We start from the raw sequence: 22,907 nt of genomic DNA, 5'->3' as shown, positions 1-22,907 counted from the left end.
TGGTAGCATATTTGTTGATGAGGAAAGTGATCGATATTAGTTGATGACGCTCTCCGTACAGCCCGCTGACTTAATTAAATCAGCATACAAATCTATGTATGATTCCACCATCCGATCTGCCGTAAAATACTCCCAATATCGCGCCTCAGCACGACGCCCCATTTCAGCAGCCTGTTCAGGATGCTCCCATAGGTAATTCATTGCCTGACGCATTGCCAATGGATCGCTAGGCGGTATAACCAATCCGGTTTGATTTGCTATATTAATAAATGTTGTTCCTGTTCCAATCTCACTGGAGATCATCGGCTTACCGTACATGGCACCTTCCAATAAAGATATGCCAAACGCTTCTGAGCGTAGATGAGAAGGGAAAAGAATGGCATAGCAAAGCGTTAATAATGAAACCTTGTCTTCATCGGGTAATTGCCCTAAGAAATAGATATTGCGTAAATTCAACCTATTCGCCTGAGCTTTGAGTTCCATCTCAATCGGGCCTGCACCGACAATGACTATGGGATAATCAGTTCCCTGCGCAGCCTCCATCAATATATGTAAGCCTTTGTAGTAACGTATGACGCCAATAAAAAGGAAGAATTTTGCCCCCACCATTCTACGCCAATAGTCCAATTTTGCCTGAGATGGCACGGGATAAGTCGGTTTGTCCAAGCCAATAGGAATAACGCTAACTTTATGACTGTACTTTGCCAATATGCTACTGGTTGCAAGATAATTTGGCGACGTAGCAACGATTCGATCCACATCGCCTAAAAACTTCCACTGAAGCGGCTGATATATTTTGAGTAAATTTTTTTGGCGAATAATATCTGAATGATACGTCACCACTGTAGGTTTTTTTACCCTGGTTGCAAAGTGCACGACATCCATAAATGGCCAGGGAAAATGGTAATGGATTATATCTGCTTTCTTTGCCAACTGAGAAAAACGCAAGAAAGCGGATATGGAAAAACCGGTTGATGCAATTTGCAAATCTAGCTTGGCCCGATGCGCTAAGTAACCATCAATCTCAATCGTCCGAGGCACTTGCCGCGATGTCAGTGATAATACATCAATCTCAATACCTAACTTGTTAGCCCCTCTGGCTATCTGATCAATAGTTTGTTCAACTCCACCCATAGTGTCTGGAAATGCCGTCTTATAAAAATGAAGAACTCTCATATATACCCGCCAAAAATTTTCAGCTTATCCGGCTATTGATTTGAACCACACGGCATAGGGTTGAGCTAACCACCACTTGAGTGGTACACGCCCATGGTGCTTTCGCACTACTGCGATGGCTTCTTGGTAGTGACGATAACGAAAGGTTTTAGTTTTGGTGGCCTCATGCTCCCGATTAGTCGCAACGAACTCGTCCACAAAATACAAAGCGCCTATTTGTTTGTACAAGCGCCACCACAAATCATAATCCATCGCCAAATGCAGCTCGCTGTCCAGCCCCCCGACAGAGTCCCATGCAGAACGGCGAATGAGCGTCGCGGGCTGCGAAATAATACAACGCAGTGCTAGTCGCTTCTCCGCAAATGGTTCAACCCATACCGGCGTCTGCTCCCCTGTTTTTTGCACCACATTCCAGCAACGTCCATACACTGCGGGTGCTTCAGGATGAGCTTGCAGCTCATTAAGCAATGTTGATAACGCATTAGGTAAAAACCAATCATCACTGTTTAACCAGCACACAAAAGGCGCACTGCCTAAAGCAATTCCTTCATTAATAGCAGATGCCTGCCCATCATCAGCACGGCTACGCCAACCCGCTAATTGGTTATCCCATTTGCGGATAATATCAACCGAGTTATCTGTTGAACCGCCATCCAGAACAAACACCTCGACAGGAACCTGTTGGTGAAAAATGGATGACAGTGCATCGTCAAGAAACTGACCTTGGTTAAAAGATGGAACAGCAATGGTGACCAGTGGAGTCATGGGAGGGAGCCTTTATTTCAGGCCATTTAAGACCCTTACTGAATAATAATTCAGCACGACAAGGGCCATTTTGGCCTATTATTCCTGCGATTAAAGAACCTTGATCAAAGTTTGAATCCGGCAGCTACAGCATCGTTATAGAACATCTTCACCGTATCTAGCGAATATGCGCTTAGGTCATAACCCACCAAGGAGAGCTTTTTCAGAATATCGTTGGTCACTGTAATGACGTGGCAACCAATTTGGTCGGCCTGAAAAATATTGAGCAATTCACGCGGGCTAGCCCAGATCAACTCAGCAGCCGGTGCAACTTTAAGCATTTCAACCGCGGCGGCCATCATTGGAACGGGATCTCGCCCTGTATCGGCAATACGTCCAGCAAAGACAGAGACATAACTGGGAACATGGGGATTAAGAGAGGCCACGACTTCACGAACCTGAGTTAACGTCATCATGGCAGTGATATTCATTTTAACGTTTTGGGCACCAAGCTTTTTAACTAATGCGTAGCAAGTCTCTTCCTTTGTATTGGTCACAGGAATTTTGACATAGACATTATCGCCCCAACTGGCAATCTCCATCGCTTGACGTTCCATCTCGGCGAAATCATCAGAAAAAACTTCGAACGACAAAGGCTTGTCTTTTATATGGGTGAGGATGTCTTTGCAAAATACGCGGTAATCAGTAATGTTCGCTTTTTTCATCAAAGTAGGATTGGTGGTCAATCCTTTTATATAAGGTTTGGCATACATTTCCAACATGCCAGATTTATCAGCACCATCAGCAAAAATCTGAATATTAAGATCTTCTATTTTTTTCATGCCCTTATTCCTAAAATAATACGCGCTGCTTCTAATAGAGAGTGAACGCGAAAGTTAAAAATCGTGGGTTGTTTCTCAGCATAGCCATAATCAATAAAAATATTTTTGCATCCGGCACATTCACCAGCTTCAATATCGCGCCAGCGATCACCGACCATATAACTGGCGGAAAGGTCAATATCGTGGATCTTTGCAGCGGCTAATAACAATCCGGGTAATGGTTTACGGCAATCGCAGTGATCATCAGAATCGTGATAACAAGTACGAAACTCATCAATTGGCAGGGTTTGCTGTAAATAATGATTAATAGCGTCTACTTCAGCACGTGCTGTTGTGCCCCGGGCAACATCAGGCTGGTTAGTTACCACAATAAGTAACCAGCCCGCATCGTGTAGTGCTTGCGTTGCCACATCGACGCCCGGCAGTATTTCCACTGAGGCGAGATCAGCAGGCGGATAAGGTTTACCATCACGCACTAGGGCGCGGTTAATGACCCCATCTCTATCCAAAAAAACGGCCTTTCGCATAGGTTGCAATTCATTTACCTACCTTATTTAACCGCAGATTCCCATTTAGTTTGATTGACCTTAAGTTTTGGATGGGAAACCAGCAGATGCCACAATACGGCCTGAAATGCCTCTGAGTGCGGAGTAATGTTGTCTGGATTCACTGTAGGCACAATCACACAAGCATCAGCTGACTGAGCTGTGTAACCTCCGTCCCGACCTACCACTCCGGCGACCTTAGCATCAACGGTTTTTGCCAGCCTAATGGCTTCAACCAAGTTAGGACTGATATTTTTTTCAAGATTGCCCCCTCCTACAGAGAAGATGAACAAGAGATCTTTAGCCTGTAACTTGCTGATTTTAAGCCACTCGACAAATACACTCGCCCAGCCATCATCATTGGTTCGGGCAGTTAATTCCGAAACATTATCGGTTGGCGCGTAGCATTCAATACCCACAATCTTGCGGAAATCATTAACCGCATGAGAGCAATTACCTGCGCTCCCCCCCACACCAAGGAAAAAAATCCGCCCCCCATCGGCTTTAACTGTTACCAATAAGTCCGCCATTTTTTCAATCGCATCGATATCCATTCTTTGAATAATCTCTGTCGTTTCTTTCAAATGCTGTAACGCGTAACTCATGATGACTCCTTCGCTAAAAAGTATTCTTCGGCTTCTTTTAGTCCACTATGTGAACCAATCTCATAGAAACGTTCCTGCACTTCCATTCCAGCAAGCTGCCCCCTCACAGACAAAGTGTGATAAGTATCCGCGAGGTCAAAAGAGTGATCCGGGGGATGATGAGATAAAACCCCAGCAGAGAGTACCCCTAAGCCATAATCGATATAGGCCATCTCTGCTCGTGGAATTCGCTTGTTGTATTCAACCAACTGCCCATCGACAAATAAAACATTGCTCTTATCCCAACGATCGCTATTTTTCAGTACCGTCATCAATCCCTGCTGCCCGCTGCGTACATATGCCCGTTGAACAGCTGAAAAATCTACCGGCAGAAAAGAGTCCCCATACAGCACAAAAAATTGTTCACCCAATAGTGGTAGAGCTTTTCTGAGTGCACCACCCGTTCCCAACAAAGTAGCACCATCAGATGAATAGCTGACCTGTAAGCCAAATCGCTCGCCATTACCCACCAAGGCTTCAATCATTCCACCAAGGTAGCCAATGCACAGTACAACCCTTTCAATTCCCTGCTCATGTAAGTAATTGAGCTGTCGATAAATAAAAGGTACACCCGCCACATCGACTAATGCTTTTGGAATCGTCTCAGTAATGGGGCGCAAACGGGTCGCCAATCCTCCCGCCAAGATTGCAATAGGAAACATGAAAGCCTCCTGCTCAAAGTATCAATGGGACATCACAACTTTCGTGCCTTCAAAATCAAATTTGAAACGCACCTCTTCCAAACCTGCCACTGCCATCGCATCACGTAATTTGCTGCGATCATGGGCCATAAACATCAGAAAGCCACCGCCACCAGCACCGACTAACTTGCCACCTACCGCCCCATTCTTCATACCCAACTCGTACCACTCATTAATTTGTGGATTACTCATTCCACCAGAGCGACGTTTCTTATGTTCCCAGTGCTCATGCATGAGTTCACCAAACAGCTCCAACCGCCCCTGAACCAAAGCATCCTGACTGCGATAGCCCAGCTCCTTTACGTAATGTAAATTGTTGAGCATCTCCACATCGTTTTGCTGTGATTTGACGTTTTGGTCTTTCAGTATCCCGCTTGCACTGCGCGAAAAACCCGTGAAAAACAGCAGTAGGTTGTCCTCGAGACTAAACATGGTGTCCATGGATATCCCCAAAGGAGAAGCGGTTACCCTATCGTCCTTATGGAAAGTAAAGCAGGTAACACCGCCGACAGCGGCGATATACTGATCTTGCTTACCTATCGGTTCACCTAAACGATCAATCTCTATATGGCAGGCTAATTCGGCCAGTTCCTCCTGGTGGAGATGGCGCTTGCGGTGGGTATAAAGTGCTTTCAATAGGGCTGTGGTGAAGCTGCCCGAAGATCCTAGTCCGGTACCAGCGGGAATGTCTGCCAGTGTGGTGATCTCAATCTGTGGAGTTCGGAACTCGAGTATCTGCAAGGCTTCTTTGATGATGGGATGCTTGACTTCAGTAATGTTTTTAATATGTTCCAGCTGTGAATACTTGAGGTAGATACCTTCGGTAAAGGGCCTCATAACTGTCACGTATACATATTTATCTATAGCTGCGGAAATCAGGAAACCTTCATGTTCTCGATAATATGAGGGTAGATCTGTACCTCCACCGCCCAAGGTAATGCGCAATGGACTACGTGCCATTATCATAGCCAGACTCCTTATAGATTGACTCCACTATTGTTAATGCCGCCTGTGCATCACGTAATCCTGCTGCGGGTTTACGATCCAGTCGGATATCCTCAAAAAATTCGGCAAGCTCTACAGCCCATGAATCATCTTCCATGGGGAATTCCCATGAAATGGTGTCTGGTGGCCCCATTTCAGGCAACATTTTGTACCAAGTGATTTTTTCTACACCGTAACTACCGCCCAAACCAGACAAATCCAATTTGCCTGACTTGCCGTAGATTTCCAGCGAGAACATATTCTTCCATTCGGTGCATGAAGCATGCAAAAACGCGATTTGTTTCTGATCCGTCTTGAGCATCATAAATCCGTTATCATCAACAGGCATATCCCAGTAATAGGTATGCGCAAATCCATGAACCTCAGTAAAATCACCCAAGAACCAACGAGAAAGGTCGATCAAATGTGGTCCTTGATCAATCAACTCTCCCCCACCCGATAACTCAGGATTTGCACGCCACTCTTGGTCATATCCGATACGACCGCCATGCCCATATCGGGCACGAATGAACATGAGATCGCCTAGTGCGCCGCTATCCACAATTTCGCGGGCTTTGCGCAAGGAACGATGATAACGGTGGTTAAATCCGACATGCACCTTGGCATTGTGCTTGGCCGCCGCTGCCATCACTGGCTTCAATTCGCCTGCTGTTCTGGCCGCTGGTTTTTCGACCAATACATGCCGCCCAGCTTCAATTGCAACACGAGTGATTTCAGCCAGAGAGTCATGGAGCGTCGCAACAATCACTACCTCAACGCCGGGGTGTAACACCAACTCTCTCCAATCGTGGAACACTTTGGCGCCGTAACTATTTGCCAAGTTTTCTGCTCGGCTCACATCAATATCAGCACAAGCCAAAAGTTTCCCTGCTTGACCCAACGCCTTAGCCCGTTTTTTACCAATCAACCCACAGCCAATGATGCCAACACCGAATACCTGCCCGTTTTCAGTCATTTGTCGCCCCACGTAAAGCCACGATCTCGTCCAGTAATACGGCGCAGAGTGTAAACATCGCTAGAGGAGAGTTCATCCAGATGTTCCGTCCAGTGAGGCCAGTCGTCCCAAACGGCGCTGACCAGTTTCCCAGTGATACCATTGCTCGCTTCACTGGTTAAAAATAGAGCTAGCTGTGCCACCGATTCCATCGATGCTCCCCCTTCAGCAAACACTTTATTGGCCATAGTGAATTCACGTTCACCTGCCACCTTGGCACCACACTTGAGTATTTCACCCAACATGCCTGTTCTCATTGCACCAGGTGCGATGCAATTGACCTTAATGCCATATGCGGTGGTTTCCACGGCTAGTGTTTCGCTATATCTTATTAATCCAGCCTTTGCCGTTGCGTATGACGTAAAGTTAGCGCGAGGTGCTGTCGCGCCGCCACCCGATATATTAATAATTGCGCCACCACCATTCACTATCATCCCCGACACGACAGCTCGACATAATTCAATTGGGGCTAATAGATTCACCTGAATAGTCGATTGAATTTCAGTCATGTCGTTTTCCCATGACGGACCAATAGGCCCCTGAATGGCTGCATTGTTGATTAATACATTAGGTTGCTTTTTAGTTAATAGATCAGATAATAAAGAGAGTTGTAAAGGGTTGGATAGATCAGTTGTTGCACAATGAACTGATTGATTAACTTTATCAGCCAGTGTTCGGAATAAAGAATTTAATTCATCAGCTCGCCTTGAAACTAAAATCAAGCTATATCCAGCATCCCAGAATTTGCGGGTCAACTCTCGACCTAACCCACCTGTAGCACCAGTAATTACAGCTAATTTCCTCATAATTATATTGCAACCCCATAAGGCTGGGCCGAAAATTGATAGCGCAGATCGACCATTTTTGAGTTTAATATCGTCATTACCACTTTCTATAGCACTAATATAATCTACAGTTGAGTCTGTGCCATAATTAGCCTAATATTTTCTAACTCTCACCACAAAAAAGAAATAATAAGTTTCATATGCATAATTTCTGATTATTTCATCCCTCTGGATTCAAATACCCATTCATTTTCACGAAGGTACTGCACGGTTTTGATGACCCCCTCCCGAATATCAAACTTTGGCCGCCAACCCAAAGAGCGGATTCTCGTCGTATCTAAGAAGATAAATGGGTTATCTCCAATCCAGCCTCTGTCACCTCCCGAATACTCCAGACGCGGACGAACACCCAACTCATCGCAAATCCAACCAATAGAGTCATTCACTTCACAATATCCATCGACTCCGAGGTTGAAAATATTAACTTTATCAGAAGCTTTATCTACAGCAAAAAGCATGGCATCAATGCAATCTTGTACATAAAGATAGGATTTTCGTTGTTTTCCATTCCCTAATACTGGGAGGCACGTAGGATCAGCCTTCAATTTCTGGTAGAAATCGAATATATGACCGTGCGTATAACGCTCTCCCAAAATTGAGACAAAACGAAATATAAATGCCTGAAAACCAAAACCCTCACAATAGGCGGAAATTAAGCCTTCACCAGCAACTTTAGAAGCACCATACAGTGAAGTTTGAATGGGAAATGGTCCATCCTCAGGTGTTGGTACTGGAGCTTCGCCATATACCGACCCAGTAGATGAAAACGCAATTTTTTTGACTCCATTGGCCCGCATCGCTTCAAGTATGTTATAGGTGACGATGGTATTCTGCTCCAGATCCTTGCGAGGATGCTGTGTACCAAATCGAACATCCGCGTTAGCTGCAAGATGGAATACGATATCAGCTCCTGAGAATGCTGGCGTTATTGTATCGATATCCAGAAGATCAGCTTCGATTAAGCTAAAATTCGAATTCGTCAAAGCACTTTCAAGAAAGCGGCGCTGACCCGTGCTAAAATTGTCTATACCACGAACTTCGTGGCCATCATTTAATAATCGATCAATCAGGCTACTGCCAATGAAACCTGCTGCGCCAGTTACAATAAAATCGCCCATCAATCTATCCTTCTATAAATCCATAATGACGAAATAATAAATCCAGAGAATGCCAAAGCTACACTACTAATTACACTGCATAATAAATCAGAAAATCCAAAAAAATTTCTTGTTAAAATAACAACACCGACACCAATTAAGTAGTTGAGAACAGCGCCACTTATGTATTTAGGTATTTCAACCGAAATAGATTGCTTAGAACGAAACGTAAAAAATCTATTAGCCGAATACTGAAAACACATACATATTGAAAATGCAATAGCAACAGAAAAGAATTCTGGATACAACGTATATTTGAGGAGACTGAACAAAATGCTCGTAAAGAGTAGTGTATTAAGAATTCCTATAAATAAATATTTCATCAAAGGAAGGCCATAGCGTTCACTCATTTTTATGCCCAATGATTAAAACAGGTTGTGTTGGCGTAATAAAAGAAGGCACTTTTACACCAAACTGTACGATATATTTTCCTTTTGGAACAATAATTATTTCTATATCACCAAAACCCACATTCTTCATGAGTTCGGCGATACCAGAATTTGTATGCTGCAAGACTGGAGGATGCTTAATTGTACGTTCTATAACCCAAGATGCGGCTTTAAATAATCTAGTTTCAATAGCGTAAAACCATGCAGGAACACACGAATCCATAACTAACAACCGACCACCGGGCTTAACTACTCTATAGGCCTCCTCAAAAGATCTGCGGGCATTATCCACACATGATTGAACATCTTTCCCAACAAGATGATGAATTAACATAACCATTAAGACGGCATCAAAATTACTCAATGATTCAGGTATATCAAGAGCGCTACCCTGTATCATCCTCACATTATCAGGTACCACTACATCATCTGTGATGCTATCCAGAAATAAATCCAACCCAAATATTTCAGAAATATTCTCAGTTGAATAATCAAAGATACCGCCATTTCCGATATCAAGCAATTTATCAACGCCATGCAGTTTATTATCTAACGCCTGTGAAATAAACTTATAAGTATCAATCGACTCTATTTGTTTCTTATAGTCTGAATGTCCGGTTAAGAAATAATCAGCATTCATTTTTTCTGAAGCTGGCGTTTGTTGGTTAGTATCTTTGTCCTTTTTCATTATCACACCTTATTTTTGGATTAATCATTCTGGCTATCGAGAAAAACTTCGCATATTCCATTCAGGTAACTCTGTATAGCCGTCTGGTACTGGTAAATTTAATGGGGACTTCATTTTAATTTCTCCATATTAATCTGTCGATCCAAAATATACATTGGTCGACGCTTGACCTCATCGTATATACGCCCCACATATTCACCGATTAATCCAAGTCCCAATAGCTGTACTCCAGCGAAGAAACTGATGATCAATACCGTCGTTGGCAGACCGGGAGTAATATCAATCCCAATCATCTTTTGAAAGACATACCATGCACCAATAAGAAAACTCAAACCGGCAAGTATAAAACCACTAATTGACATCACAAATAGTGGCTTGGAGCTGAAGCTAATTAATCCATTGAGCCCAATCTTAAATGAACCAGTAAAACGATTGTAATTTCCCTTTCCCGCATATCGCTCATCCCGGTCATATTCTATAAATGCCTGCCGAAAGCCAACATAAGCCACCAATCCGCGTAAAAATCCATGGCATTCGTTCAATCGGCGTAACTCCTCAATAACACGACGCGTCATAATACGAAAGTCACCAGTGTTACGCGGGATCTCCACATCGCTCAGCTTATTGATCAACCCATATCCAAGATGAGCGATAATACGTTTAATCAGCGTTTCGCCTTTGCGGGAGCGCCGTTTTGCACAGACAACTTCGTACCCTTCTTGTAACTTGGCAAACATCTGCTCAATCAGTTCTGGTTGGTCCTGCAAGTCAACATCAATCACCACACAGGTTTCACCGATACAACTTAGAATACCTGCCATGGTGGCTGCGGGTTGACCAAAACGGCGTGAGAATACCATCAGCTTAATATTAGAATTGCGATTAATTTCCTCAAGAATAATTTCTTCTGTTTTATCCGGCGACGGGTCCAAGGCAAATATGATTTCATAAGTTACGCTCATCTTCAGAAATACAGCTTCCGTTCGTTGCAGAAAAGGGCGGATATTGGCCTCTTCTTTATAAACGGGGACAATCAGCGATATTTGTGGAGTGTAATGAGACGTCAAATGAGTAGGGTTCATGTTAGTTAAATCCTATAAAGTCAATCTTGCCTGCGGTAATACGGCCATCATCACCTGGAAGTTTTTGATAATTCGTAAACTCGAGATCAACACGTGGGTTATCGCTTAAACCAGTTACAGGGACTTCCACCGAAAACGCCCCCACGCCCAGTTTCTGTTGGGCGACCAATTGACCATTGATACGAATTTTCAGTTCGGTCGCAAAATCAGCACTCTTACCGAGTTGTGGAATCACACCACGTACAATAAATTTATCTGTTTCTTTCCCAACTTTAAATTTGAAAAATGAGTGTTCCGAAATCCAACCATCTTCATAGATGCCAGAATATTCAAGATTTGGGTTCGCCAGATCGGCTGGGAAATGGGTGACACTCTGCGGCGGCTGTAACAATTGATACTGCTCTTCAGAGATCAGAGAAATATTTCGCCCAAATGTCGTGATATAGCGGGAATCAAGTGATACATCTCTACCATATAACAACATAAGTCCCTTATGAGAATTTGACATCTGTTTACCCTCGCGCCCCATATCCACAGAGACAAAAGACATACCATCTATATCAGTCAGCTCAATGGGGTCAGAGAAAATACGTCCGCTCCCTCGTCCAACAAAGCCAATCGGAACATTCTGCACCTTCGGCGTGGGTAATTCGCTGTCATATTGCTTTACTATTGTCGAAGTTAATTCCATAACGACTCGCGGAGTTTTTGTTGGTTTTATCGCTAGGAATAATAAGTCTTGACCGAGTGCAGAGAATGTTCTTCCAGGGAACATAGGATCATTTTCCAACGTGTAAAACGCTGTTTTTTTACGATCATCTGAATGATAATAGTGATTGCCTAGCTCTGAGTGTATGAATATAAGATAATTCAGAGGAGAAGGTATCAGCTCGAAATAGCCCTGTCCATCAGTTGAATCCCTGCCATTAAAAATGTTTTGCTTTGCGGCGGAAGCGATCAAAGGCCTAGAGAGTAACCTCTCATTACCCGCAGGTATAAGGAATCTATTTATTTTTGAATTAGTTTCGATTTGATACTCGCGGAATCGCTCACTTTCATATTTTGCTTCTTTTTTGTTTACACTCTCTTCTTTTTTTGTATTTATAATGCGGATAAAATAATCTCTGCTCGGAAAAATTACACTTCTCCCCTGTGAGTACAGTACCATAAGCTTTGCCAATACAACATTATCTATACTAGATATATATTCATCTGCCATCAGCTGCGGTGAGTTAAATAGTGTTTGGAGTTGCTGAAAAACCTTTTCCTTGGATACATTCCGTATTTCAATGAATTCCCCTGCTGAATTCTCACCAGTACTCTTACTGGTAAAGTAAATATTGGAAGCCATCATTGAAATAAATATTGTTGCTGAAAATGGAATTATCAAAAATGACGTTTTCCTAAATTTCCATGCTGCAAGAGCTATAGCTACCACTCCTACCAAGAAAGGCTGGATATACATTGCTAATTTAAAAAGACCAAAATCGTTGTTACGGAAGAACAGGGTCCCCCCCAACAATACCATAATCGATAAGAAACTAACCGGAACCATTCCCTGTTTTATCTGACTTGGCATGATCCGACACACAATCCAGTAGGTAAGCAACAGACCACCAGCAATTGCGATGGAGAGAGAAGGTTCTAGAATACTTGTAGTTGGTATTAATCCCCACAGTACTGCAATACCGCCAGGAACCATATAATTAGGGAATGAAAATCCACTCGGATCACTCGATGCCATACCAGTGGTCGATTGTATGAACATAAACGTTAAGGCCGCTAATACATATTTGTTCAGCACCATCAGCACAAAAATGCCAATCACCATCGCTGGAATAATAACCTTTACGGCTTTCTCTTTGCTCCGGCGTAGTAACAAGTAAGTGTAGAGTATCCATCCCAGACCTAAAAATGGCAGCAGCTCTGGATACCAAACAAATAGCCCTGAAAAGACTGCAACAGCAGGAATTAGCCCCCAAGCACGAGTAATGACCGGCCTGAGCGAGTAAGGACGACACATCAGGGTGATGGCAGCACCCAGCAAAACCAACCCACCTTCCTGGCCAATCAACTGATAAATTGCGCCAAATGATGACATTGGCGAAATTGCTATCAGTGATACAGCGATCAAGGCCACTCTTCTGGAGTACCCCCAGCCTGACACCATTGCTCCGGTTACCGTCAGTAGCGCTAGATGCAAAGCCATAATGACTGGCATAAAGATTTGATGTGCATTTAAGCCTGAAAACGCCCACACCACAGCCAGCATCAATTCACTACCTGAGCGGACACCATCCCGAACATGCATAAACCAGTACATTAAGGAATAATCTTTTCCCGCTAGCAAATCATCAAAGTTAGGCTGCTCAAAAAAACCATGATTGAGGAAACGTTGTGCCGCTAGCGCATAATTAGCCATGTCATCGTTGGCAAAACTAGCCCAATTGAATCCATAACTGAACATCGGCCAGGCATTGAGAATGAGGGCCGCTAACAGGATGCCAATAAATGGGAGCAATTTTTTAAATGGAAAAATTGGCCTTTTTATAACGAATACGATAATTGAAATAACGGCAAAGGAGATAAGTAACCATCGACCAAAATCTTTAACTGGAATTCCAGCCCGATTAATAAAAAAAACAGCGAGTACGGTAACAGCGATACCAACGGCTGGTGATATTAATATCCCTTGAAGTATGCGTAATCGAGGCTGAAAAACCGTAATAACTGCATAACCAAGCATCGCCCAGAAGGCAAAAATACCCAAGGTAAATAAGAAAGCAGACATAATAAGCATTTTCCTTAATTCTGTTTTGCAACGTGCCAACGATAAAAGGGAAAACTGTTTTTATACTTTCATTCCCAACCGGGTTCTAATTCGGTAATTCATATCCATCGCGATGTGTTTAATCAAGTAGGGGAAAATAGCTTTACGGATCGCTTTCTGATCCGGAACTGAACCCAGAACACGCATACGGATTCGGTCCATTTCTTGATGACCGACTTCATTTATTTCAGATGATGTTTTCTGAGATGCATGAATCCTGAATGCGCCCAAGAATTGGTCAATATGCCCAAAGTGGGCACCAGCATCCCTAAAGCGCACTAATAGATCCCAATCCATGGCAAAACGGAATGACTCATCAATTTCACCACCGGCTTTCTCCCAGATACTTCGCCGCCAAAATAAGGTTTCTTGTGGGACATAATCTGTCCACGATAAGACTTCATTATTATGTCCCGGTAGGATCCAGCGGCCAATTTCCTTATCGTTTTCGTCTATCAGCAATCGGTTACCATATACAACATCAATGTCTGGATGGCGGTTAAAATAATCAGCCACGACATGCAAAGCGCCCGGCAACAGTAAATCATCGGAATTGAGCCAAGCCATAATTTCACCACTGGTTTTCGATAACCCGCGATTGATGGCTTGCGATTGTCCGCTATCTGGTTCCGAAGCCCAGCCAGAAAGTCTAGCCTGATATTGCTTCAGTACCTCGACAGTACGGTCTGTTGAACCACCATCCTGAACGTAATACTCTAACTTGGGATATTGCTGATCGAGGATGCTGGTAATTGTTCTCTCAATAAATTCACCTTGATTGTATGAAGGTGTCACGATTGAGATTAATGGGTAGTAATTAAGATTTTTATTTGTTTGATAAAGCCCGATACTCATTTCCCTAGGTGCATATTGATTAAGATTACCTAATCGAGGTCTGGCTATTTCATATAGTCTACGAATGACTCGAGCAACAGGCCCAAGCAGGGCAAGGCTGCCATATGCAGCACGATAAGCATGAATTGTTTTATATTGCTTTTCAAGCAGAATATCTTTGTCAGATAAAGATTGACTCAGTTGCTGTATCACATGCTCCTTTTTCTCAGCCTCTGCCAACCATTCATTACGAATACTTTGTGCTGCTATCAGCCAATCGATCCCGTAAGTTTGTGCGTAATTTTGCATCGCAATGTTGGACTGTTTGGGATAAAAAACAATGACATCATTAACAACCATTAATTCATGATTGCAACTCATTGAAAGGAGACTAGAAACAATCTGATGAAAACTAGGCCATTGAGATATTTCGTGCGGTGCTAATGGTGGAGCCAGAAATAAACGGGCATCGTCAATAACAATAACACTTTCAATATTGAGTCTGCCAATCGCTTTTATTTCTTCCAGCAATGGGCACTGAGACGAGATACTCGCTGTATTTTCTGCAGCGCACCAATGTGCATCAAGAAAATACAACACCGATTGCTCACTTAATTTTGGTCCCCACACCTGCATTGCCGAAGGAGAGTCCGAATGAACCAAATTTATGTGCACATCGCCATCAAAACGTTGTACTGCCGTATCATAATATTCACGTGATAATTCTACAGAATAGATCTCGCTGAACTGATCCCGAACCGACTCAATAGTATCTCCCTTGAAAGTTCCTGTTTCGACAAAAATATCCAGCGGAATTGCCTTCTTTAATATGCTAACCAAATTTGGATCAATAGAGAAATTTACCGCTCCCATAGAGCCCCCAAGAATTTTCCATTTTCTTAAATATACCTTTTAGTTTCTACCGACCATCGGGTACATGATTATTAGTGAGTGGCGAGGAAAAGACAGTATTGACACATATTTAGATAATAGTTCAAAGTCTACACCACTTATTCAATAAAAAATCGTGAAGACACTCTCCATTTTTCTCCGCGTTACACTAACCTCTCTCGTACCAGATAAAAATCTGGTATTAAGAATCTCTTAGGCGGTAATAATGCAAAAAGGATGTCCGCAGATAAACCAACTATTTTGGAAAAGCAGAACTATGTAAATCCCATATTTTTTGGAATATCCATAACGACTAAATCTCTTCTTGGTAAAGCACAGGAGAATTGGCACGAACTGGCACTCCGAACATGCCTAAAAATGGTGGAATATCGACTGAATAGTCCCAACGGACAGTTAATGGTCCCAAATAAGGTGTTTCATCCAGTATCGTCCCTTGATTGGGCTGCTCACCGATCACCCCTAAACTGACCATGAGCGAGTACTGTCCAGCCTCAAGATTGAAGTCAAGATCAAGCGTAAAAGTAGCAAGATGACAGCCAGTACTCGCCAGCATTGGGATGCCTAACGTGTAAGAACTGGTGCAATTAACCAGTTGTTCATAAGCATTTTTTATCAGCACGCTAACATGCACGGGCCCAACTTCGTTGGCCTGATACCACACTATCAAACGTAGTGTTTCTCCGAGTCGTATCACCTGTGTGGCATTACCGACAATATCCTCTATCACAACGGCCACAATTTGTGTCATCTGATCCGCCCTTCTTGCTCTCTGCCATAAGGCCACGTTTCCCCATGGGTTTTCTGAGCTAAGATCTTTTGCAGATATGAGATTGTCTGGGGGACATACTGTATCCACCGACGTTTTCACCGATGACTCCCCACCAAGATAGCGCTGAATTGCCGCATTAACCTCGCCATTCCACACCAACTGCCCTTGTTGCAGATAGAGTGCATGGCTACACAGATCCCGCACTGTACCCATATCATGTGAAACGAATAGCAGCGTAACGCCTTTAGTACGCAACCCCCGAATATAGCTAAAACACTTTTGCTGAAAGAAAAAATCTCCCACACTAAGTGCTTCATCAATAATGAGAATATCCGGTTCACAAAGGACTTGTACCGAGAAAGCCAAACGCATCATCATGCCACTGGAATAGGTTTTGACAGGCCGTTCAATAGCCGTACCTATTTCTGCAAAAGCCTCAATTTCATCAAAACGCTCCACTATTTCCTGTTTGCTTAATCCCAATAGCAAACCATTTAATATGACGTTATCCCTTCCTGAATATTCAGGATTAAAACCACTACCGAGTTCCAACAAGGCGGAGACGCGGCCGTTGACATTGACCTCTCCTGTCGTGGGCGTCAGCGTGCCTGTCAATATTTCAAGCAGAGTACTTTTGCCACCACCATTGCGGCCGATAAGCGCAATAGCTTCCCCCCGCTGTACCTCAAAGTTAATATCTTTCAAGGCCCAAACATCTTGCATGCCATTTACATATTTGGGCCAAATAGCGTGTAGCAATCGAGAGCGTTGATCATCAAATACACGGTAACATTTACTGACATTACGAACTGAAATGGCGACATTGGTCATCATTTACACCATGTTTGCAAAGTTGGGACGCAAACGTCTGAACAACATAAACGAGAGCCAGGCAAATAGCGTTGCCAACACAAAATATATAGCCAGGCCATTGAACATAGGTATTTCTCCATAAAACAAGATCAGGCGGAATTGTTCGACAATAAAGGTCAATGGATTTAACAGCAGAAATTTTTGTAACAAGGGGGGGGCGGCTTCAATACTAAAAAAAATTGGGGTCAAAAAAAGTAATACATGATTAAGCATGCTAGTTATCTGGCTAATATCACGAAAAATCACTCCAATCGATGAAAGTAGCCATCCCACACCTAATAAAACCGGCAAAAAACAGAATAAAACCAGAGGGAAATATAGTATCGTCAGCTTTGGTGTACCTATCAGCAACTGATATCCTACCAACCATACAGCAATACCAATAAAAGCATGAACCAATGCTGTGAACACCGTAATTACGGGCAGCAACTCCAAAGGAAAAACCACCTTTTTGACAAAGTTGGGTTGCCCGACAATCAGCATTGTTGATTTAGTAAGAACTTCAGAAAATAGATTAAAAACAATCAAACCTGCAAATAGCATAAGGGCATAGTCCACCGTCGAACCAGAAAATCCCCATCTTGCTTTGAGAATAACACCAAAGGCAACGGTATAAACTGCAAGCATAAATAGAGGCTGTATCAGAGACCAAATAGCCCCCCCGAAAGAGCCACGATATTTTCCGGAAAACTCTCGTTTTGTCAGTTCAATAACCAAACTGCGATGGCGCCAAAGAGATAAAAACAATTTAGTTTACTCCAATCAGACACCCAGCGGTGCTTTGAAAACTGATATTATTGTCTTCGTTGGAATGATTCATATTTGGTGTCGAGGGTTTGCACTTCAAACATTTAGTCTGAATATAGGAAATAATTAAATAAAACCGCCCTATTAAATAAATCACATTATGGAAATAGGTTTCATCAACAGGAATACTCAAGAGTAATAGTTATATTTATTCAAAACCTACTCAGTAAAAAACCCAGGGCTTAAAAACTTACTCCTGACTTTTCTAGTCCTATAAAACCATTTTAATTTAAATGCTTACACACAAACAAAAATGGAGCTAATTCAGCATTACCAATAACATGAATGATGCCAGAAGAAATATAGCTAGCACTTATTAAATATCTTGTACATTGACTAGTCGGCAAACAACAGCAGGTATTACCACTCCATGATGACCCGAGACAAACAAACATTTTTCATTCATCGCAATTATCTCTCTAAAGATATGGAGACATCAAAGCCATTGGCTTTCAACAAAGCATGCTGTTTTGCCTGTTGTAAATCACTGGCAACCATTTCCGCACACATTTCCTCTACCGTAATCTCTGGTACCCAACCTAATTTACACTTCGCTTTGGATGGATCGCCCAATAACGTTTCAACTTCAGCTGGACGAAAATAACGAGGATCGATACGAACAATAATATCCCCTACTTTTACAAACGGTGAATGATTACCTGAAAGTGATTTGACGGTAGCAATCTCATTAATGCCAACACCACTGAATTCGAGTTCAATACCAACTTCTTTGGCAGACATACAAACAAACTCACGCACTGTAATTTGTTTACCGGTAGCAATAACAAAATCTTCCGGTTGATCCTGCTGCAACATCATCCATTGCAACCGCACATAATCTTTTGCATGTCCCCAATCTCGCAGGGAATCGATATTCCCCAAGTAGAGACAGTGTTCCAAACCCTGTGCAATATTAGCAATAGCACGAGTGATCTTGCGGGTAACAAAAGTCTCACCACGGCGTGGTGACTCATGATTAAATAAAATGCCGTTACATGCATAAATCCCATAGGACTCACGATAATTAACCGTAATCCAGTAAGCATATAATTTTGCCACAGCATAAGGTGAACGGGGGTAAAAGGGAGTAGTCTCTTTTTGCGGGATTTCTTGTACTAGTCCATAAAGCTCGGATGTCGATGCCTGATAGAAACGCGTCTTTTTTTCTAATTCGTTAATACGAATGGCTTCAAGAAGGCGTAACGTTCCCATAGCATCAACATCAGCAGTATATTCAGGAGATTCAAAAGAAACGGCCACATGGGACTGAGCGCCTAAATTATAAATTTCATCTGGCTGAATTTCTTTAATTAGCCGAATGAGATTAGAGCTATCAGTCAAGTCACCATAGTGCAAAAAGAAGCGAGGATTGGTTTCGTGGCGATCTTGATAAATATGATCAACACGACTGGTATTAAAGGAGGATGCTCGGCGTTTTATTCCGTGAACTTCATAACCCTTACTTAGTAAAAATTCAGCAAGGTAGGAACCATCTTGACCAGTAATCCCTGTTATTAGCGCTTTTTTCATTTTAGTCCCAATCGTACTTTGATCTTAAAAGATTCATGGCAAATTCTGAGATTGTCATCATGAGATATGAAGCTCTCGTGCTGTAGCAACAATAATATCAAATCACGGATATGGATTGTGCCAGAGACAGTGTGGAACGTTTTTGTCGTGTCAAATTCCCCAAAAAATTTTAGACAACCGTGCCAATCGTTTATGAGTGAAATCAAACAATCCTGACACTGGGGAGACTAATAGAACGCTACCGCCCTTGGCTCACAGCAGCCAATGCACTGACATTTTACAAGGTAAAGCTTAGCCATAAATTCATAAATCGACAGGTTATTTCCAAAAATTACCTTTAGTTAGTAGTATTAACTAATCATAGATATGGAAAAACCGCCATTTATTTGTACTAATTTTGTACATAACTTATTGCCTCACCTAGATTTCCCATACCACACCCCATCATTACCTGATTAAAATACAATCAGTTAGCAGTGGTTTTATGCTGTAGCTTCGTGTTACGACAATTAATATTCTGCGGCCTTAGAGGAAGTTTCAGGTGACTAACATGTGGGGGAATATTTGCTACGAGAGTGGTGTGTCGAAAGCCAGTGACTATAACTGGAATCGAAATATGGCGGGATGAAATCTTTGGAACACAGAACCGAGGTTTGCTTTAGTCTTTTTGACTACTCTCCAAACAAAATGTGAGGTATGTCAGTAACGGAAATATTACAAAATCGGTTGGAAGTTCTCTGGGGAATAGGACTAATACAAAGAGGTCACAAAAACAGAAAGGGCGATGGCTTAAACTACACCATCGCCCTAATCATGAAGAGGATAAAGCAAAGATATTATTCGTTCGGCAATTTAAGTAATGCAGCCTGTCGTTCACGAATATAATGACGAACCAAGACAAATCCAATAGAACTAACAAAGCCAATAAAGCCAAATATAATTATTGTGAGAAGACGCTTTTTAGCATCTTGCTGCACTGGTTCAGAAGGGAACTGTAAATATTCGAATGCATCAAGATGAATGATCACTGGCTGAAGTGCATTAATTTTATCTAGATAGAGTTTTTTATTAAGTAACTCAGCATTAATTGTCGTTAGATCTGATATTGATTTTTCAATTTCTAATTGCTTATCTAATGCATCATAACCCAATGAAATAGGATAACTCGAAATTTTATCAAGACTCTCAAACTCATTGTTAATTGGTTTTTGCAATCCAGCGGCTTTAGCTATTAACGCAGCATATTCCAATCGTTGTATTTTAACCTTCTGCTCATTTTCAGCTTGCTGTAAAGCAAGCTGATACTCTTCATTCGCTGTTTTTTTGGAAGTATCTAATATAAGTTCAATATTATAATTTATATTATTACTCACTTGTCTGTTAACATAATCAATGTAGCCAGACAATATTTCTTTCATACCAGAATCTATACTAGAATTGTAACTGAGAATATAAGCATTTTTATCTGTAACAATTCCTGTAACCGACACACTCCCTACCGGCTTAACCTTCAGAGTATCTAAGTACTTATTAAATAGATCCTGAGATGAGTAATACTTTCTAAATACCCCAAAAACATCCTCTTGACTAATATTAATATCAATATTTAATAACAACAGTGAGGTATTTACAGTTTCTAGAGATTGAAGTTGAAGATCGGAAGGGAGAGAAACAGCCGCAGAACTGACCCAGTTTTTTGGAGAGAAAAATATAGTACACCCCCCAAAAAAAACAAACGCTAGGGTAATAAAAACAACTGACTTATATGAATTTAACACAATAGATACTAGTTCTATGAGATCTATTTCATCCTTATTAGAAGATAACTTATATTGCTCAAAGGAAGATAACTTCTTATCATCTATAGATCTGCCATTCATCAATTTTATCCATTTCTATTAGAGTAGTAACTATTAATTACGAAGAAAGAGCTATCAGTTATAGCTGTTCTGATGCAGATTTTACCATCTCAGGCATTTTGAAGTATGTCAGATAAATCCTTTTTCGCTTACCAGCCCAACTTTCTCTTAGCAAGTTTAGGGCTTGCTCAGCACTCAGCTATACACTATTATTAAAACATCCGGACAAGTTAAAAGTAATTTATTCTAGTATTTTCTATACTATCATTTCTGATAGTACTGTATTAAGTCATATAGTTATAAAAAATCACTTCCTTAATATTCTTAAAATATTCGATGTTTCTATTTCCATTAGCTGTTTATCACGCTTTGATTCAACATTTAATCGTACAACAGACTCGGTGTTTGAGCTGCGCAAATTAAATCGCCACTCAGAAAACTCCATACTAATCCCATCAATTTCATTAATACTAATAGCTCTATCTTCATATGCAGAACGAACTCTTGCTATTGCAGAGATTGGATCGATTAACTTAGAGTTTATTTCTCCAGATGCAGGGTAAGCGAGCATACGCTCTTTAACTAATTGTTCCAGACTTTTCCCTTTGACGGATATAATTTCAGAGATAAGCAACCATGGAATCATTCCTGAGTCACAATAAGAAAAATCGCGAAAATAATGATGAGCACTCATTTCACCACCATAAACTGCATCTTCTTTTCGCATACGTTCTTTAATAAACGCATGTCCGGTTTTGGACATTATAGGTTTCCCACCTAAGGTATTAACTATATCTATAGTATTCCAACTCAAACGAGGATCATGAATAATTTTAGCGCCAGCATTTTTCTGCAAAAAGCTCTCGGCTAAAAGTCCAACAATATAGTATCCCTCGATAAATTCACCTTTGTTATTAAAGAAAAAACAACGATCAAAGTCACCATCAAAAGCAATCCCCATATCCGCGCCATATGCTAAAACGGCATCAGTGGTATCTTGCCGACACTCAGGTAATAATGGATTTGGGATACCATTAGGGAATGTCCCATCTGGTTCATGATTTATTTTTATCAAAGTTATCGGAATAGTTAATTCAGAAAACCGTTTTTCCAATGCATCAATAACATGACCAGCAGCACCATTACCACTGTTAATCACTAATTTTAAAGGCTTAAAATTAGGTGGAGATATATAACTAATTAAATGATCGATATACTCATCAAGAATAGATATCTTTTTATAACTACCTATTTTATTACTATCTACGATTGGAAATTCATTCTGCTCAGCTAAATATTGAATATCCAGCAATCCTGTATCTCCACTGATGGGCCTAGAATCCTCACGAACAAGTTTCATTCCGTTGTAATCTATTGGATTATGGCTAGCAGTGACTTCGATACCACCATCAACTCCAAGATGGAAGGTAGCAAAATACATTTCTTCCGTGCCTGATAAACCAATATCAAAAACATCAGTTCCCGCATCCTGCAAGCCTTTGCTCAAAGCTAACTTAAGATTTTCACTAGTTAATCTAACATCACCACCAACTACAACCTTCTTAGGTTTAGCAAACTCACCATAAGCACGACCTATACGATAAGCTATATCTTCATTTAATTCATCACCTAGTCGGCCACGAATATCATAAGCTTTGAAACAGGTTAGTTTAGACATGTT

Annotated in this window: 20 protein-coding genes; all 20 read right to left on the bottom strand. The window is 41.6% G+C overall.

Annotation, left to right across the window (positions count from 1 at the left end):
• Nucleotides 1–36 precede the first annotated feature (36 nt).
• Nucleotides 37–1,176 (bottom strand): glycosyltransferase family 4 protein, encoded by a 1,140-nt coding sequence (locus HRD69_RS11025; RefSeq protein ID WP_004873372.1) that lies wholly within the window; start codon nucleotides 1,174–1,176, stop codon nucleotides 37–39.
• A gap of 24 nt (nucleotides 1,177–1,200) precedes the next feature.
• The gene (locus HRD69_RS11020) at nucleotides 1,201–1,941 is read right to left on the bottom strand and encodes a glycosyltransferase family 2 protein (RefSeq protein WP_004873373.1); all 741 of its coding nucleotides are present in this window, start codon (nucleotides 1,939–1,941) and stop codon (nucleotides 1,201–1,203) included.
• Between the two features lie 104 nt (nucleotides 1,942–2,045).
• The gene (locus HRD69_RS11015; protein WP_032812944.1) at nucleotides 2,046–2,762 is read right to left on the bottom strand and encodes a transaldolase; all 717 of its coding nucleotides are present in this window, start codon (nucleotides 2,760–2,762) and stop codon (nucleotides 2,046–2,048) included.
• The gene (locus tag HRD69_RS11010; RefSeq protein ID WP_004873375.1) at nucleotides 2,759–3,289 is read right to left on the bottom strand and encodes a D-glycero-alpha-D-manno-heptose-1,7-bisphosphate 7-phosphatase; all 531 of its coding nucleotides are present in this window, start codon (nucleotides 3,287–3,289) and stop codon (nucleotides 2,759–2,761) included. Before HRD69_RS11010 ends, HRD69_RS11015 begins: the two co-directional genes overlap by 4 nt.
• A gap of 23 nt (nucleotides 3,290–3,312) precedes the next feature.
• Nucleotides 3,313–3,912, bottom strand: a complete 600-nt coding sequence (locus tag HRD69_RS11005; protein ID WP_032812945.1) for an SIS domain-containing protein — start codon at nucleotides 3,910–3,912, stop codon at nucleotides 3,313–3,315.
• A complete protein-coding gene (locus tag HRD69_RS11000; RefSeq protein ID WP_004873377.1) occupies nucleotides 3,909–4,613 on the bottom strand; it encodes a nucleotidyltransferase family protein in 705 nt (234 codons plus the stop codon). The genes HRD69_RS11005 and HRD69_RS11000 overlap by 4 nt, the downstream gene beginning before the upstream one ends.
• A gap of 21 nt (nucleotides 4,614–4,634) precedes the next feature.
• Nucleotides 4,635–5,618: a GHMP family kinase ATP-binding protein gene (locus HRD69_RS10995; RefSeq protein ID WP_032812946.1), complete on the bottom strand. Its 984-nt coding sequence runs from the start codon at nucleotides 5,616–5,618 to the stop codon at nucleotides 4,635–4,637.
• Entirely contained in the window at nucleotides 5,602–6,612 is a 1,011-nt protein-coding gene (locus HRD69_RS10990; protein WP_032812947.1) for a Gfo/Idh/MocA family protein, read from the bottom strand. The genes HRD69_RS10995 and HRD69_RS10990 overlap by 17 nt, the downstream gene beginning before the upstream one ends.
• Nucleotides 6,609–7,457, bottom strand: coding sequence for an SDR family oxidoreductase (locus HRD69_RS10985; protein WP_004873380.1), 849 nt, complete (start codon nucleotides 7,455–7,457; stop codon nucleotides 6,609–6,611). The genes HRD69_RS10990 and HRD69_RS10985 overlap by 4 nt, the downstream gene beginning before the upstream one ends.
• A 194-nt stretch (nucleotides 7,458–7,651) precedes the next feature.
• On the bottom strand, nucleotides 7,652–8,614 hold the full coding sequence (locus HRD69_RS10980; RefSeq protein ID WP_004873381.1) for an NAD-dependent epimerase/dehydratase family protein: 963 nt from the start codon (nucleotides 8,612–8,614) through the stop codon (nucleotides 7,652–7,654).
• Nucleotides 8,614–9,003, bottom strand: coding sequence for a GtrA family protein (locus tag HRD69_RS10975; RefSeq protein WP_071984801.1), 390 nt, complete (start codon nucleotides 9,001–9,003; stop codon nucleotides 8,614–8,616). Before HRD69_RS10975 ends, HRD69_RS10980 begins: the two co-directional genes overlap by 1 nt.
• A complete protein-coding gene (locus tag HRD69_RS10970) occupies nucleotides 8,996–9,730 on the bottom strand; it encodes a class I SAM-dependent methyltransferase (protein WP_004873382.1) in 735 nt (244 codons plus the stop codon). Before HRD69_RS10970 ends, HRD69_RS10975 begins: the two co-directional genes overlap by 8 nt.
• A 110-nt stretch (nucleotides 9,731–9,840) precedes the next feature.
• Nucleotides 9,841–10,812 (bottom strand): glycosyltransferase family 2 protein, encoded by a 972-nt coding sequence (locus HRD69_RS10965; protein WP_004873383.1) that lies wholly within the window; start codon nucleotides 10,810–10,812, stop codon nucleotides 9,841–9,843.
• Between the two features lies 1 nt (nucleotide 10,813).
• Nucleotides 10,814–13,603: a hypothetical protein gene (locus tag HRD69_RS10960; RefSeq protein WP_032812948.1), complete on the bottom strand. Its 2,790-nt coding sequence runs from the start codon at nucleotides 13,601–13,603 to the stop codon at nucleotides 10,814–10,816.
• A 60-nt stretch (nucleotides 13,604–13,663) separates the two neighbouring features.
• Nucleotides 13,664–15,349, bottom strand: a complete 1,686-nt coding sequence (locus HRD69_RS10955) for a glycosyltransferase family 2 protein (RefSeq protein ID WP_004873385.1) — start codon at nucleotides 15,347–15,349, stop codon at nucleotides 13,664–13,666.
• Between the two features lie 331 nt (nucleotides 15,350–15,680).
• The gene (locus tag HRD69_RS10950) at nucleotides 15,681–16,991 is read right to left on the bottom strand and encodes an ABC transporter ATP-binding protein (RefSeq protein ID WP_004873386.1); all 1,311 of its coding nucleotides are present in this window, start codon (nucleotides 16,989–16,991) and stop codon (nucleotides 15,681–15,683) included.
• Nucleotides 16,992–17,777: an ABC transporter permease gene (locus HRD69_RS10945; RefSeq protein WP_004873387.1), complete on the bottom strand. Its 786-nt coding sequence runs from the start codon at nucleotides 17,775–17,777 to the stop codon at nucleotides 16,992–16,994. It lies immediately after the preceding gene.
• Between the two features lie 471 nt (nucleotides 17,778–18,248).
• Nucleotides 18,249–19,367, bottom strand: a complete 1,119-nt coding sequence (gene gmd / locus HRD69_RS10940) for a GDP-mannose 4,6-dehydratase (RefSeq protein WP_004873388.1) — start codon at nucleotides 19,365–19,367, stop codon at nucleotides 18,249–18,251.
• Nucleotides 19,368–20,203: 836 nt separating this feature from the next.
• Complete coding sequence (locus HRD69_RS10935; protein ID WP_032812949.1) at nucleotides 20,204–21,247, bottom strand: Wzz/FepE/Etk N-terminal domain-containing protein; 1,044 nt, start codon at nucleotides 21,245–21,247, stop codon at nucleotides 20,204–20,206.
• Nucleotides 21,248–21,533: 286 nt separating this feature from the next.
• Entirely contained in the window at nucleotides 21,534–22,904 is a 1,371-nt protein-coding gene (gene cpsG, locus HRD69_RS10930; protein ID WP_004873390.1) for a phosphomannomutase CpsG, read from the bottom strand.
• Between the last annotated feature and the right edge of the window lie 3 nt (nucleotides 22,905–22,907).

The organism is Yersinia mollaretii ATCC 43969 (assembly GCF_013282725.1).
Taxonomy (GTDB): domain Bacteria; phylum Pseudomonadota; class Gammaproteobacteria; order Enterobacterales; family Enterobacteriaceae; genus Yersinia; species Yersinia mollaretii.
The sequence above is the reverse complement of the archived record's forward strand: the minus strand, read 5'-3'. Positions and strand labels throughout refer to the sequence as shown.